A 13444-nucleotide genomic window follows, 5' to 3' on the forward strand; every position below is an offset into this window, starting at 1 on the left:
GTTCAAATGCGGGCACTGCGGTTGGGAAGGGGATGCGGATTTTAACGGTGCGAAGGTGATTGCGCTTTTGGGGGCTGTCGTAAACCAGCCTAGAGGTTCGGGCCTGTTTTGTTCTCTGGTGGAGCAGAGCAGGCTCAGGGCTACTGAAAGCCCGCTCCGTACCGCTTTAGCGGTCGGAGTCGGGTAGTTTACCTGCTGCTGGAGAGGCTGCTGGGGCCGGCCATAATGGGAAAACGCCATCCTGGCTGTGGCGGAATCCTTTGCGAGAGCTTGCCTGCATCCATGCTGGAACACGACATTGTCATCATCGGGGGAGGGCTGGCCGGTTGCCGAGCGGCTTTGGAGGTTATGCGACGGGATCCCAGCCTCGACCTGGCCTTGGTGTCCAAAACCCATCCCATTCGCAGCCACTCGGTAGCAGCCCAAGGGGGCATTGCCGCCGCCTTACAAAATGTTGATCCGCAAGATTCCTGGGAGGCTCATGCCTTCGATACCGTCAAGGGATCCGACTACCTAGCGGATCAAGATGCGGTGGAGATTCTGGCCCGGGAAGCTCCTGAAGTGATCATCGACCTAGAACACTTGGGGGTCTTGTTCTCCCGCCTGCCGGATGGCCGCATTGCCCAGCGGGCCTTTGGGGGACACAGCCACCCGCGCACCTGTTATGCCGCCGACAAAACTGGGCAAGCCATTCTACACGAGTTGGTGAGCAACCTCAAGCGCTTTGGGGTCAAACTCTACAGCGAATGGTATGTGCTGGATCTGATCCTGGAGGACAACCAAGTCCAGGGCGTGGTGATGTTGGAGCAGGCCAGCGGACGGCTGGAAGTGCTGCGGGCCAAGGCGGTTATGTTGGCTACAGGCGGCTATGGGCGCATCTACAACTCCACTTCCAACGACTTTGCTTCCACCGGCGATGGCATGGCAATGGTGGCGCGGGCCGGCCTGCCTCTGCAGGATATGGAGTTTGTGCAGTTTCATCCCACGGGCCTGTATCCGGTGGGGGTGTTGATCTCAGAGGCAGTGCGTGGAGAGGGGGCCTATCTGATCAATGGGAAGGGGGAGCGCTTCATGGCCGCCTATGCCCCCAGCCAGATGGAATTGGCCCCACGGGACATCACCTCGCGGGCGATTGTTACGGAGGTGCGGGCCGGGCGCGGTATTGACGGCAAAGATTTTGTCTACTTAGACCTGCGGCATCTGGGGGCAGAAAAGATCCACACTCGGCTGCCCTTCTGTTGGGAGGAGGCCCATCGCCACTTGGGCATCGATGCGGTTGTCGATCCCATTCCGGTGCGACCGACGGTGCACTACTGCATGGGCGGGATCCCGGTGACGGTGGAGGGGCAGGTACTGCGGGATGCCCAAACCCGTGTGGAAGGGCTGTTCGCTGCCGGTGAAACGGCCTGTGTTTCGGTGCATGGGGCTAACCGGCTGGGCAGCAACTCTCTCCTGGAGTGCGTTGTTTTCGGGCGGCGCACAGGGGCAGCCATGGTAGAAGCCGTCAGAGGTCGAGCCTTGCCGAAAGTGGACGAGGGATCCCTACTCAAACAGGCCGCCAGCCGGATTGCCGGGCTCCTGGAACGATCAGGGAAGAGCCGCATTGATCAGGTGCGGCGGCAATTTCAAGATTGCATGACCGAGCATTGCGGCGTCTACCGCACCGAATCGGTTCTCCAAGAGGGGATCCAAACATGGCAACAGATCCGCCAGCGTTACGAGCGGGATTTGCATTTGGACGATCGGGGCAAGGTGTGGAACACCGAGCTGATCGAAGCGCTGGAGCTGGACAACCTCATGACGGTGGGGGCTTTGATCCTCGCCAGCGCCCTGGAACGGCGGGAAAGCCGTGGCTCCCACGCGCGGGAAGATTACCCCCAACGGGATGATCAACGGTTTTTACAACACACCTTGGCTGCCTTTCGCGAGGGATCCCCTCAGATCAGCTATCGCCCCGTGGTGATCACCCGGTTTCCCCCTCAGGAGCGAAAATACTAACTTTCCAGAGGCCTCCCAGGCCGATTAGGATTGCTCTATCGTTCCCGTTAGCAGGATGGAGCCCCTTTCAAAATTATCCAATATCTAGAGATTCCATCTTCGCCAGCTTGAAATCTCGTCTACTGCCGGAGGGCCAGCCATGCAAGAAACCCTGGAGAAAGCAGCCGTCGCCCTGCAAGCGGAGCTGAATCTGGAGCCTTTTTGGATGCCCTTTACGGCCAATCGGCAATTTAAAGCCAACCCGCGCCTGTTGGTGGCCGCCCGAGACATGTACTACACCAGCCACGATGGCCGCCAAATCCTAGATGGGACTGCCGGGCTGTGGTGTGTGAATGCTGGCCACTGTCGTCCCCCGATTGTGGAAGCAATCCAACAGCAGGTGGCCCAACTGGACTACGCCCCAGCTTTTCAAATGGGCCATCCCAAAGCCTTTCAACTGGCAGAGCAGCTCATCCAGCTCACTCCTGCCGGACTGGATCACGTTTTTTTCACCAACTCTGGCTCTGAGGCGGTGGATACGGCCCTGAAAATGGCCATCGCCTACCACCGGATACGCGGACAGGGATCCCGGCAGCGGCTGATTGGCCGGGAACGGGGCTACCACGGCGTTGGCTTTGGGGGCATCTCGGTCGGGGGCATCTCCAACAACCGCAAGTTTTTCGGCAGCCTCATTCCCGGAGTGGATCACCTGCCCCACACCCACAACCTGGAGCAAAACGCCTTTAGCCGCGGCCTGCCCCGCTGGGGATCCCACTTGGCAGAAGACTTGGAGCGGATCGTCGCTCTCCACGATGCCAGCACGATTGCAGCGGTGATCGTAGAGCCGGTTGCCGGTTCAACGGGGGTGTTGCTGCCGCCGGTGGGCTATTTGGAAAAGCTGCGGGCCATTTGCGACAAGTACGGCATTCTGCTCATCTTCGACGAGGTGATCACCGGCTTTGGGCGTCTGGGATCCCCTTTTGCGGCCAATTACTTTGGGGTGGTGCCGGATCTGATTTGCTGTGCCAAGGGCCTCACCAATGGCACCATCCCGATGGGCGCAGTGATCGTCAAGCAAGAGATCTACAGCGCCTTCATGGAGGCTGCTGGTTCCGCTGATGACCTGCACCGTCCAGGGGACAACAGCAGGACGCTGTCCTGGAGCCCCATCGAGTTTTTCCACGGCTACACCTACTCCGGCCACCCGGTTGCCAGTGCCGCCGGCTTGGCTACCCTGAACCTGTATCGAGAAGAAGGCTTGTTCGAGCGGGCTGCCAACCTCGCTCCCCTCTGGGAGGAGGCTCTCCATTCCCTACGGGGCTTGCCTCATGTCATCGATGTGCGCAACCTCGGCTTGGTGGGGGCAATTGAATTGGAAGGGATCCCTGGCCGACCGACAGCGCGGGCTTTTGAAGCTTTTTTGCGCTGCTACGAACGTGGGGTATTGATTCGCACTACAGGTGATACCATCGCCCTTTCCCCGCCTTTGATCATCGAGGAAGCCCATATTGAACACCTGATCGCCACCCTGAAGCGAGTTCTTCAAGAGCTACCTTAGTCCTGAATCGACAAGAGAGACTGCCTGAGGGAGTTAGAAGCTTCTGGGGCTGGGCGTCGGCGAAGGACTGGGAGAGGGACTGGGTCTGGGCGAAGGGGATACCGAGGGAAAGGGATTGGGGGTGCCGGTCGGCGTTGGCGAGGGGGAGGGACTGGGCGCAGGCAACACCCGTAAAGGAGCTTTGGCCGAAGCAATTCGGCCCTGGGTATCCGCCACCATTGCCGTCACCTCATAATCCCCGGTGGGAGCAGAAGTGGGAATGGTGATGGGGATGGTGCCAATGCAGGCTCTGCTGTTGGGCTGACAGCCGACGGCAGCGGCAGTGAAATCAAAGGTGAGGGTAAGGGGGCTTTGTCGGATTTCCACCCGGAAGCTGATGCCGGCCCCCAAACCTGCAGGAGTCGTCACGGCCACCAGCACGTTGAAGGGTACCGTCTGTCGCGCGTCCGTCAGGGCCACCACGGCAATCGAAGGCGGCTCTGCTGCAAAGGAAGCAGTGGGAGAGGGGCTGGGAGTGGGGAAAGGATTCAAGAGGGGAGTGGGGGTCGGGGTAGGCAGAGGGGTGGGCGGCGGCGTAGGGACAGGACTGGGGATGAGGAAAGGAGTGGGCGTTGGAGCCACCACCGCTATTGGCGTGATGGTAACCGCAGGCTGTTCGCCGGCATCTTCTTGGCAGGCCACCAGTGACAACGACAGAAGAGCGGCTACACTGGCCCTTATTACAGAGGAGGCTGCTAACGTCCAGCTCTGACGGAACCTATGGGGCTGCTGTCTCATGGGGTTTGACTCCTCACAACACAAAGCTTTGGGATCCTGCCGGTTCTGGGAGAGCCGAGCCTTGGTGGTGTCCAACTCAAAAACTCGGCCAGGCTGCTTCTCAGCCACAGCAGCGCTTACACGCTGCTAACACTATAGATAGAGTCTTAGCTTTTTGCAAACCCCACCTGTGGACTTCCCCTTTGGGGGTGAAGCCAGATAGAGGGGAATGACCTGGGCCGAGTTAGACTGGTAAGCGTGACAGCAAGACGAGGATCCATGGCAGTAAGGGCGGGAGCAGAACCATCTTCTGGCTGTGGAGAAGCAGAGGGGCAGACTGCCGTTGGCGTTGATGCCCTGTACCCCTCAGAAAACATCAGCGGGGCGGGGTATGCCCGGGAAGAGCTGCAAGAGGCTTGCGGGGTCTTTGGCATCCTGGCTCCAGGAGAGGAGGTGGCCAAGCTGGCCTACTTTGGCCTATTTGCCTTGCAGCATCGCGGCCAAGAATCGGCAGGGATCGCCACTTTTGAGGGATCCTTTTGCCGGGTTCACAAGGCGATGGGCTTGGTCTCCCAGGTCTTCGATGAAGTGAACTTGGCCCAACTGACCGGGGATCTGGCGGTTGGTCACACCCGCTACTCCACCACTGGATCCAGCCGCGTGGCCAATGCTCAGCCGGTGATCGTGGAGACTCGCCTGGGGCCGCTGGCTCTGGCCCACAACGGCAATTTGGTCAATGCGGAAGAGCTGCGGAAGGAACTGGAGGCCGCCGACCGGCACCTAACCAGCAGCACCGACTCCGAGTGTATTGCCCACGCCATTGCCCAGGCGGTGAACCAAGGTCAAGATTGGATCGCGGCCACTTGCCAAGCTTTGCGCCGCTGTCAGGGGGCTTTTAGTCTGGTGATCGGCACGCCAGAGGGCCTGATCGGGGCACGGGATCCCTATGGGGTGCGTCCGCTGGTGTTGGGGCTTTTGAGCAGCAACCCCGCTCTGGATGAGCTGCTGCAGTCAGAGATGCTGGAGATCATCTGCAGCGACGGCACCCTCAGCCACCCCGAGGCCGAGCCGCTGCATTACGTGTTGGCTTCAGAAACCTGTGCTTTGGATATCATTGGGGCCGACCCTCTGCGGCAGGTGGAGCCGGGAGAGTTGGTGTGGATCAGCCGTCAGGGGCTGCAATCGGTGCGTTGGGCGGAGGCCACCCCCAAGTTGTGCATCTTCGAGATGATCTACTTCGCCCGCCCAGACAGTTGGATGCACGGGGAAAGCCTCTACTCCTACCGGGTGCGGCTGGGAGAACAACTGGCCAAGGAGGCTCCGGCAGAGGCCGACTGGGTGATCTCCGTTCCCGATTCCGGCACGCCGGCGGCCATTGGCTATGCTCGCCAGTCGGGGATCCCTTACACCGAAGGGCTGATCAAAAATCGCTACGTGGGCCGCACCTTTATTCAGCCCACCCAATCCATGCGGGAGCGGGGCATTCGCATGAAGCTCAACCCCCTGGAAGATGTGCTGGGGGGGAAGCGGATTGTTATTGTGGACGACTCAATTGTGCGGGGCACCACCAGCCAGAAAATCGTCAAGGCCCTGCGCCAGGCGGGGGCCACCCAAGTCCACATGCGCATTTCCAGCCCCCCGGTTACCCATCCCTGCTTCTACGGCATCGATACCGACAACCAGGATCAATTGATTGCCGCCAAGCATTCCGTAGAGGAAATCGCCGAGAAGATTGGAGTGGATTCTTTGGCCTACCTGAGCTGGGAAGGCATGCTGGCTGCCACGGGCCGGGATCCCAACTCGTTCTGCTCCGCTTGCTTTACCGGCCACTACCCCATCCCCATCCCAGAAGGGCTGAAGCGCTCCAAGCTGGCCCTGGAACTGGTGGCTACTGGCAAGAGCCGCTAGGCTGCTCAGGGATCCCCGCTAGACTGAGAAGAAGAATTGCTTGGGGCAAGCCATGACTTTTCGCCTACGCCAATTGGGGGATCCCATCCTGACGCAAGTGGCCGAGCCGGTGACGGAGTTCAAAACGCCGGCCTTGCAGGATCTTATAGAAGGTATGCTGGCTACCCTGAAAGAGGCGCAGGGGGTGGGCTTGGCTGCTCCTCAGGTGGGATCCCTGCTCCAAGTGCTGATCGTGGCCTCTCGTCCCAATCCCCGCTACCCGGAAGCGCCGCAAATGCAGCCTCTGGTGATGGTTAACCCCCGTCTGCTGGCTTGCAGTTCTGACCAGGTGCTGGGTTGGGAAGGCTGCTTGAGTGTGCCCAATTGCCGTGGTCTGGTGGCCCGCGCCCGCGAAGTGGAGGTGGAGTATTACACTCCAGAAGGCGTTCAGCAAAGGGTGGTCTGGCAGGATTTTCCGGCGCGGATCTTTCAGCACGAATACGATCACCTGATGGGTCGGGTGTTCCTGCAGCGGCAGCCTCGGCAACTGCTTACCGAAGCCCAGTACCAAGCCCAGATTTTGGGTCAGCCCGCCTGAGGGATCCCACCATGCCCTACATGGTTATCTACGACGGCCTCTGCAACCTCTGTGCCACCGGCGTTCAGCTCTTGGAGCAACTGGATCGCGGGCAACGGTTTTGCTATGCCCCCATGCAAGATGCTTCTACCCTGGCCCAATGGGGGATCCCACCGGAGCAGGTGGAGCTGGGGATGATTCTCATCGATCTGGAGCAGCCGGAGCGCCGTTGGCAGGGATCCGCCGCCGCTGAACAAATTGCTGCCCTTTTGCCGGGTGGGGAGCTGTGGCTGGCTTTTTACCGCAACTTCCCCGGCTTGAAGCTTCTAGGGGATCGAGGCTACGAACAGATCCGGGATCACCGCTACGAGTGGTTTGGCCGCCGCAACACCTTGTATTTGTCTGCCTACCCTGCTTGTGTTGCCTGCCGGGATCCCTTGGCCGAGGCTGAGGGAAAAGCTGCAGCACCAGCCGCCGGCAAGGCAGAAGCAAGCCGATAGCCAAAATGGAAGTTCCCTCTTCCTCAGCTCGCTATCTTGGATCAGGGAATTTGAAAAAGGATTGAATTCCTGTATCAAAGGTTAACCTTTCTAAGGGAATTCCCTGAACTGGTCTTGACCCTCTCTAAGCCCATAGCCAGAATAGGAACAAAGCAGCCAAAGGGGGGATGAGGCGTGCCTACAGTTACTGATAAAGATCTGGGCAATATCGATTGCAGTTTAGAGATCCTCCAGCCGGTTTTGAGAGGCAAGGATCCCAGAAGCGCAAACGGCGCCATCAAATGTTTTAGCCATTACAACGGAAAAGGCAGAGAGCTTCTCCTCCAAACCCTAAACCAACCTCTGGATTGGGAAAAGCAGTTTGCTCTCTGGACAACCCTAATGGATTCGGGTGATCCCCAACTTATCCAAATCGCGAAAGCCTATCCGGTTACCCTTCGTCCGGTGGGAGATCTGGGGGCAAAATTGGAGGCTGGCGAGCGAGATTTCCGCTGGGCGGATTTGAGAAAGGCCAACCTCAGTCAGCGAGATCTGAGTGGGGCAGACTTGAGAGGAGCAAACCTAAACCGCGCGAGACTGAGCCAGGTGAATCTCAGCCATGCCAACCTGAGCGGAGCCAATCTAACTCAAGCAGACCTCAGCGGGGCCGATCTGAACGGAGCCAACCTGAGCGGAGCCAACCTCCTGGGCACCAACCTCATCGGCGCCAGCTTGCTGGGGGCCAACCTAACGGACGCCAACTTGAGGTGGGTTGTCATTTCTCCCAAAACGCAGATGGATCCCAAGTGGCACCTGGTGTGGACAATCATCAACGGCGTTGCCCAGGGGGAAAGCCTAGCCCAAGCCGACTTGAGCGGAGCCAACTTGGAGCGGGCCGACCTGAGGGGAAGAGACCTGACGCGAGCAAATCTCAGAGGGGCGAGGCTGGCCGCGGCCAACTTGAGAGGAGCCAACCTCAGCCAAGCCAACCTCAGCGAGGCCAACTTGGAGGGGGCCGACTTGACTCAGGCCAACCTGCGGGGAGCCAAGCTGGAGCTGGCGAACCTGCGCAGAGTTCTCGTCTCTTCTGAGACACAGCTGGATCCCAAGTGGCGCTTGGTGTGGGAGCTCGTCAACGGCCGTGCTCAGGAAAAAAAACTGAACCACGTTGACTTGAGCAGGGCTATTCTAGAGCGGGCCGACCTGAGGGGAAGAGACCTGACGCGAGCAAATCTCAGAGGGGCGAGGCTGGCCGCGGCCAACTTGAGAGGAGCCAACCTCAGCCAAGCCAACCTCAGCGAGGCCAACTTGGAGGGGGCCGACTTGACTCAGGCCAACCTGCGGGGAGCCAAGCTGGAGCTGGCGAACCTGCGCAGAGTTCTCGTCTCTTCTGAGACACAGCTGGATCCCAAGTGGCGCTTGGTGTGGGAGCTCGTCAACGGCCGTGCTCAGGCAAGAAACCTGATCTATGCCGACCTGAGCAGGGCCAATTTGAGCCAGGCTGACTTGAGCGGAGTCAAGCTTACAGGGGCGAGCTTGGTGGAGGCTGACCTGAGAGGAACTAACCTCAGCGGGGCAAATTTGAGGTGGGCAGAGTTGGGCAAAGCCAATCTGAGTCAGGCGGACTTGAGAGGCGCCAACCTCAGCCAGACCAATCTGAATAAGGCAAACCTGGAGGGAACCAACCTCTGTGGAGCCAGCCTGATCAAGGCTGAACTGGTCAGGGCCAAACTGGTGGGGGCCAAATTGGTCGGCGCCAAGCTCATTGGAGCCAACTTGAGCAAGGCCAGCTTAGTTGGCACCGACCTGAGGGAGGCTAACCTCATCGGCACCAACCTCAGCGAGGCCAAGCTGGGCAGGTCGGGTTTGAACTTGCTTGATGTCAATGCTCCCAGCCCTCTGCGCTACCTGAGCCAAACGGACTTGAGCGGGGCAGATCTGAGGAAAGCCAACCTGAGCCGGGCAGACCTTAGCCAAGTCAAGCTCATCGGAGCTAACCTAAGCCGAGCTTCCCTAAGCAGAGCCGATCTCAGCGGGGCTGACCTGAGCGCAGCTAGCCTCAACAAGGCCAAGCTAGGAGAAGCCAACCTAACCCAGACCAAGCTGGGCAGAGCCAAGTTACGTAACGCTTACCTCAGCGGTGCCGACCTCAGCGGGGCCAACCTGAGGGGGGCAGATCTGAAATTGGCCAACCTGCGACGCTCTATTCTTTCTCCAGAAACTCAGCTCGATGCCAAGTGGCATCTTGTGTGGGAACTGGTCAATGGTCGGCCCGACAACAGAAACCTGGAGGGAGCCGACTTAAGCGGAGCTAACTTGAACTGGATCGACTTGGGCGGAGTCAAGCTGGTCGGCGCCAATTTAAGCGGGGCCAACCTTATTGGAGCCAATCTCAGCGGGGCCGATCTCAGTTGGGCTGACCTGAGCTATGCCAACTTGGAAGGCTCCAACCTGGATCATGCCACTGTAGAAGGCGCAAACCTCAAAGGCGCAAGACTTGATTTCAAGTGGAAATGGATCTGGCTGTCCCTCTGGCTTAAAGGTTTGGCGAGCATCTGGTTTGACCACCGCGATGTCCCTCGCCTGCTTCCTCCTGCTACCTCGGATCCCCACCGGCATCCTCTAGCCAAGGGAAACTAATGGTTGGCTCCCTCAATTTCTTTGGTTAGGGCCACGCGGCTTTGTGCCCTAGCAAAACTTTTCAAGCCAAGAGGACTGCTCTAGGATAAAGCATGTTCTTCTGAGGAGAATCCCCACAGTGTCGCACTTCACCAGCATCAAGGTTCAGTTCAAAAATAAAGAGATCCTGAAAGGCGCTTTGGTTGCCCAAGGTCACGAGGTCTTGGAAAACACTTATGTCCGGGGGTATGGAGGGAACCGTGTCCAGGCAGATCTGGTGGTTAGGCGCAGCAACGGCTACGACATTGGCTTTCGCCAACGGGGGGACAGCCTGGAGATGATTGCCGACTTTTGGGGAACGGGAGTCAGCGCTGAGGCTTTCTTAGCGCCAATCCGCCAAGCCTATACCCGCGAGCAGCTTCTTGCGACGGCCGCGGAGAAGGGATTTACGGTAGAGTCGGAATCTGTGGATGAAAAAGGGCAGATCAGGATTGTGTTGGGGCGCTGGGCTTGAGGAGGCATTATGGCGGAATATCAACAGGTTGAATACATCATCGACAAAGATGGCAACGTGATTGAGCGCGTGCTCAATGTCAAAGGCAAGGGCTGCCTTGAACTAACTGAGGAAATAGAAAGGGCATTGGGCACAGTTCAAAAAAGGGAACTGTTGCCTGAATATGACCAGGTACCAGTCATAGAAGAAGATGTCCAGCGTCAGGTGGAGCGTCTATGAATGCCCCAAACCCCTTTCTTGATCCCCTGTCTGGTTTAACCAAAGGGATCCAAAAGACTCTGGCTAGGATTCCATTTTGGAGTCGTAACTCTGAAATGAAAAGTCATGATGCCCTGCTGCGCAATCTCATGCAGGCTGCCGGTATCTCAACCTGGCGAGAGCTTCGACAAAAGGCCAAACTGAGTCGAGGAGCCCTAAATGCCCTGAGAACTGGACAGGCCGAAAAGCTGAAGTTAGCCGATCTCAATCGAGCGGCCAGCATTTTGCAAGTACCCTTGCCGAACCTTATTCAGGATTTTAGCGGAATTGAGCTAGCATCGGAGTCTGTAGAAACGGCTCAGGAATTGCAGCGACTGCACAAACAGCTAGAACAGCAGGAAGGGCAATTGCGCCATCAAATCCGCGCCGAACTGGTGGAAAAGCTCAAGCCTCTTTTGGTGCAATATCCTACCCTGCAGCAGGTTGTGCAGAGGCGACCGGATTACCCCGCGCAGCAAGTCTTGGCTTTGCTGACCTGTCTGGGCAACTTGTTGGAAGACTGGCAGTTGGAAACCATTGGCCAGGTGTGGCAACAGGTGGCCTATGACCCAGAAAGCCACCAGCCCGATGAAGAGGATATCCAGGCGGGAGAGCCGGTCTACGTTCGCTTTGTGGGCTATCGACTTAGGGATCAAGTTTTAGTTCGAGCCAAAGTCAGTCGCACTCTACCTTCCTTGGCAGCATGACGACGTTGGCTATTGATTTTGGCACTTCCAATACGGTGGTCTGTGCCTACCAAAACCAAAAACCCCTTGCAATCGATATACCAGGGATCACCCACCGCTACGACGGCAGCCCCCCTCTAATTCCCTCGGTTCTCTTTGTCGGCCAAAATCAGCAATTTTTGATTGGGGCACCTGCCCAGGCCAAACGGGATCCCAAGCGCCTATTCAAAGGCTTTAAGCGGGATCTCTCTCAACAATTCCAGCCGGCTCCAACCTATGTGGATGGACAGGCCTACACAGCCCAAGAGGCCACGCGGATCTTTCTGCAGCAGCTTCTTGCCAAACTCCAGGCAGAGGGCTGGCAGCCCGATAAGGTGATCTTGACCGTGCCGGTGGGAGCCTACGAGGGCTATTTGCACAACCTGCAAGAGGTGTTTGGCTCCCTAGGGATCCAACAGGTCGTGTTCCTCGACGAGTCCACCGCGGCTGCTTTGGGCTACGGGATCCAGGAGCCGGGATCCCTGATTTTGGTGATCGATTTGGGGGGCGGAACTCTCGACCTCTCTTTGGTCAAAATCTTGAAGCCAGAGCAGGGCACTGCTTACCGAGCTGAGGTCATTGCCAAAACTGACCGGGCCTATGGCTGTGGCGGCGTCGATATCGATATCTGGATTGCCGAATGGGTGCTGGAGCAGTTGGGCCGCAAGCGACAGCAGGTCCCGGCCAGCAGCTTCCAGGTTCTGTGCGAGGTTGCCGAGCGGCTCAAGATCCGCCTCTCCAGCCATTCTCAGGCCAGCGAGGCCTGGCTGGATGAAGACTCCTTTGAGACCCACACTTTAACGCTTCAGCGCGAGCAACTCCAGGAGCTGTTGGAAGAGCGCGGCCTGCTGACGCGGCTGAGAGAAGCCATCGATGAGGTCATCGAGAAAGCCCACAATAAAGGGATCTCTAAACGAGATATCCACCAGGTGGTGTTGGTGGGTGGCACCAGCCTCATCCCAGGAGTGCAGCATCAGGTCATTAGCCTCTTTGGCCGCGACAAGGTCAAGTACCACAAGCCGTTTGAGGCAGTGGCCCACGGCGCTCTGGCCTTCACCCAGTTTGCCCGCCTTCAAGATCATCTCCGCCATACCTATGCCCTGCGGCTCTGGAATCCCTATTTGCAGGCGCCCGACTTTTTCCCTCTCTTTAAGAGCGGCACGGCTTATCCTGCCACGGTGGAACTGCCTCCCTTGCAGGCCAACGCCAATGGGCAAAGCCACATCAACCTGGTGGTTGGTGAGATGGCCGAGGAAGGGGCAACTGAGGTTGTTTACGATCCCGACGGTCGGATGCAGATCCGCAACAGCACCGCAGCTTCTAGCTTTCGTCCCCTTGGGATCCACAACCAGCTTTCCATTCCCCTCAAGCCGCTAGGGCGGGTGGGAGTGGATCGTTTGCAGGTCACCTTTGCCGTCGATGCCGGGCGAACTTTGCGGGTAACGGTAGTAGATTTGCAAACTCAAAAGACCCTTATGCAGCAGCAGGTGGTTGGAAGGTTAACTTGAGGTTAGGGATGGAGGTTAGGGATGGCGGAAAACTTTGATCCTGTTCTGGGTGGACAGCAACCAGCCGGATCCGATCCGGTCATGGGAGGCTTGGTGGGCATTGAGCAAGCCCTGGGCAGTCCGAATCCCAAGGTGAGAATCCAAGCAATCAAGGGTGCTCTGAGGTACGGATCCAGAGGGGCCGAGCTTGTTATCCAAGCCCTGCGAAATGATCCCAACTGGGAAGTGCAGTTTGCGGCTTGGGAGACGCTGCTGGAATCGAAGGATCCGCAGCAGGTGCAGGTGGCAAAGTCCCATCGACTTCCCCTCCGACAGGTTGGAGATGTCCGAGCAAGGTATAAAGCGGGAGAGCGGGATTTCCGCTGGGCCGACCTGAGCAGGGCTGACCTGATTGAGGCCAACCTGAGCCAGGCCAACCTGAGCCAGGCCAACCTGAGTGGGGCCAACCTGAGCAAGGCCAACCTGAGCGGGGCCGACCTGAGCGAGGCCAACCTGAGCCAGGCCAACCTGAGCCAGGCCAGCCTGAGCGGGGCCAACCTGAGCTGGGCCGACCTGAGTGGGGCCAACCTGAGCGGGGCTAACTTGAGGAAGTCGGTTATTTCTGAAG

12 protein-coding genes and 1 pseudogene are annotated in these 13444 nt (G+C 58.4%); 12 read left to right on the forward strand and 1 reads right to left on the reverse strand.

Annotation, left to right across the window (positions count from 1 at the left end; genetic code table 11):
* From NW834_RS09630 to NW834_RS09640, 3 genes and pseudogenes are all read left to right on the forward strand, one after another.
* Positions 1-187, forward strand: a pseudogene (locus tag NW834_RS09630) (RNA-guided endonuclease TnpB family protein); the annotation flags it as partial.
* A gap of 95 nt (positions 188-282) precedes the next feature.
* A complete protein-coding gene (locus NW834_RS09635) occupies positions 283-1998 on the forward strand; it encodes a succinate dehydrogenase/fumarate reductase flavoprotein subunit (protein ID WP_414407233.1) in 1716 nt (571 codons plus the stop codon).
* A gap of 139 nt (positions 1999-2137) precedes the next feature.
* Positions 2138-3535 carry an aspartate aminotransferase family protein gene (locus NW834_RS09640; RefSeq protein ID WP_414389848.1) on the forward strand — a complete coding sequence of 466 codons (1398 nt, stop codon included), beginning with the start codon at positions 2138-2140 and terminating at the stop codon, positions 3533-3535.
* Between the two features lie 33 nt (positions 3536-3568).
* On the opposite strand, the gene NW834_RS09645 is transcribed toward NW834_RS09640, so the two are convergent.
* Positions 3569-4225, reverse strand: coding sequence for a hypothetical protein (locus NW834_RS09645; RefSeq protein ID WP_414342310.1), 657 nt, complete (start codon positions 4223-4225; stop codon positions 3569-3571).
* A 345-nt stretch (positions 4226-4570) separates the two neighbouring features.
* Between NW834_RS09645 and purF the strand changes: the two genes are divergently transcribed.
* From purF to NW834_RS09690, 9 genes are all read left to right on the forward strand, one after another.
* The gene (purF, locus tag NW834_RS09650) at positions 4571-6199 is read left to right on the forward strand and encodes an amidophosphoribosyltransferase (RefSeq protein WP_414418503.1); all 1629 of its coding nucleotides are present in this window, start codon (positions 4571-4573) and stop codon (positions 6197-6199) included.
* Between the two features lie 52 nt (positions 6200-6251).
* Positions 6252-6776: a peptide deformylase gene (gene def / locus NW834_RS09655; protein ID WP_414330398.1), complete on the forward strand. Its 525-nt coding sequence runs from the start codon at positions 6252-6254 to the stop codon at positions 6774-6776.
* Between the two features lie 11 nt (positions 6777-6787).
* Positions 6788-7255 (forward strand): thiol-disulfide oxidoreductase DCC family protein, encoded by a 468-nt coding sequence (locus NW834_RS09660; protein WP_414418502.1) that lies wholly within the window; start codon positions 6788-6790, stop codon positions 7253-7255.
* Positions 7256-7636: 381 nt separating this feature from the next.
* The gene (locus NW834_RS09665; RefSeq protein ID WP_414418501.1) at positions 7637-9874 is read left to right on the forward strand and encodes a pentapeptide repeat-containing protein; all 2238 of its coding nucleotides are present in this window, start codon (positions 7637-7639) and stop codon (positions 9872-9874) included.
* Between the two features lie 118 nt (positions 9875-9992).
* On the forward strand, positions 9993-10367 hold the full coding sequence (locus NW834_RS09670) for a DUF1257 domain-containing protein (protein WP_099812548.1): 375 nt from the start codon (positions 9993-9995) through the stop codon (positions 10365-10367).
* Positions 10368-10376: 9 nt separating this feature from the next.
* Positions 10377-10586: a DUF2997 domain-containing protein gene (locus NW834_RS09675; RefSeq protein WP_099812547.1), complete on the forward strand. Its 210-nt coding sequence runs from the start codon at positions 10377-10379 to the stop codon at positions 10584-10586.
* Between the two features lie 95 nt (positions 10587-10681).
* Positions 10682-11311 (forward strand): helix-turn-helix domain-containing protein, encoded by a 630-nt coding sequence (locus NW834_RS09680; protein WP_168173627.1) that lies wholly within the window; start codon positions 10682-10684, stop codon positions 11309-11311.
* Positions 11312-11316: 5 nt separating this feature from the next.
* Positions 11317-12837: an Hsp70 family protein gene (locus NW834_RS09685; RefSeq protein WP_414331083.1), complete on the forward strand. Its 1521-nt coding sequence runs from the start codon at positions 11317-11319 to the stop codon at positions 12835-12837.
* A gap of 21 nt (positions 12838-12858) precedes the next feature.
* The coding region (locus tag NW834_RS09690; RefSeq protein WP_414426293.1) for a pentapeptide repeat-containing protein at positions 12859-13444 on the forward strand (586 nt) is incomplete at its 3' end.

It is taken from the genome of Synechococcus sp. R60.1, assembly GCF_047461835.1.
Classification (GTDB): domain Bacteria; phylum Cyanobacteriota; class Cyanobacteriia; order Thermostichales; family Thermostichaceae; genus Thermostichus.

Excerpts from the sequence above, each read along its gene's own strand:
- NW834_RS09665 (WP_414418501.1), top strand. The coding sequence starts at position 7,637 with ATGGATTCGGGTGATCCCCAACTTATCCAAATCGCGAAAGCCTATCCG.
- NW834_RS09675 (WP_099812547.1), top strand. The coding sequence starts at position 10,377 with ATGGCGGAATATCAACAGGTTGAATACATCATCGACAAAGATGGCAAC.
- NW834_RS09660 (WP_414418502.1), top strand. The coding sequence starts at position 6,788 with ATGCCCTACATGGTTATCTACGACGGCCTCTGCAACCTCTGTGCCACC.
- NW834_RS09680 (WP_168173627.1), top strand. The coding sequence starts at position 10,682 with ATGAAAAGTCATGATGCCCTGCTGCGCAATCTCATGCAGGCTGCCGGT.
- NW834_RS09635 (WP_414407233.1), top strand. The coding sequence starts at position 283 with ATGCTGGAACACGACATTGTCATCATCGGGGGAGGGCTGGCCGGTTGC.
- NW834_RS09640 (WP_414389848.1), top strand. The coding sequence starts at position 2,138 with ATGCAAGAAACCCTGGAGAAAGCAGCCGTCGCCCTGCAAGCGGAGCTG.
- purF (WP_414418503.1), top strand. The coding sequence starts at position 4,571 with ATGGCAGTAAGGGCGGGAGCAGAACCATCTTCTGGCTGTGGAGAAGCA.
- def (WP_414330398.1), top strand. The coding sequence starts at position 6,252 with ATGACTTTTCGCCTACGCCAATTGGGGGATCCCATCCTGACGCAAGTG.